Origin of the sequence: Sphingobium sp. SA916 (assembly GCF_002894065.1) — a bacterium.
In the GTDB taxonomy this organism is placed as follows: Bacteria; Pseudomonadota; Alphaproteobacteria; order Sphingomonadales; family Sphingomonadaceae; genus Sphingobium; species Sphingobium fuliginis.
The window spans coordinates 1-694 of record NZ_LXYF01000019.1 but is presented as its reverse complement, the minus strand read 5'-3'; the positions used below and the strand labels follow the sequence as shown (position 1 = coordinate 694).

Below are 694 nucleotides of genomic sequence, written 5' to 3'. Positions count from 1 at the left end.
TGTACGACACCGCTCAGCCTCTTGGTCCGAAAACCGCAAAACCGAACCATGTCGCCACGGCATCGATTAAAAAACCCATTCACAATGTCAAAGAGAGGGCCGCTCAACGAGCGTCCTCATAATTGCTGGCAAGCCAGCAAAACCGCTACTCTTCATCCCTAGAGAAAGTTCTGAGCTGCTCCGCGCTACAGCGCTACGCAAATGCGAAGTTCACACCGTTCTTCACGACATAAACCTCAAGCAATGGTGGAGCTTATCGGGATCGAACCGATGACCTGATGCTTGCAAAGCAACCGCTCTCCCAGCTGAGCTAAAGCCCCTCACCAAATGCTGGTGGGCCGGGGAGGAGTTGAACCTCCGACCTCACGCTTATCAGGCGTGCGCTCTAACCACCTGAGCTACCGGCCCGTTGTTTGATTGGCCTCAGGCGCCGGCGTCGACATCCGTCGACTTGGCTATCCTCGCATAAGCTCGGGCGGCCGTTCGGCCTTGCGGACCCTGCGGGTCCGTTCCCAAGCAATGCCAACAAACGAAGGCCTGCTCAATATCAGCACAACGTTTCCGTTGCGCTAATCTCCAGTGATGAAGGGACATGAGGACGGCGGCGATGTTCTTTGGAAATGACGAAGCTCTTCCTGTGTCCAGCACAGGCGCTTTCGTCACGATCCTTAGAAAGGAGGTGATCCAGCCGCAG

Annotated in this window: 2 tRNA genes; both read right to left on the bottom strand. The window is 55.8% G+C overall.

Annotated features, from left to right (window positions below):
- Positions 1-244 precede the first annotated feature (244 nt).
- A tRNA-Ala gene (locus tag A8G00_RS03935) sits at positions 245-320 on the bottom strand.
- An 11-nt stretch (positions 321-331) separates the two neighbouring features.
- Positions 332-408: transfer RNA gene (locus A8G00_RS03930), tRNA-Ile, on the bottom strand.
- Positions 409-694 lie beyond the last annotated feature (286 nt).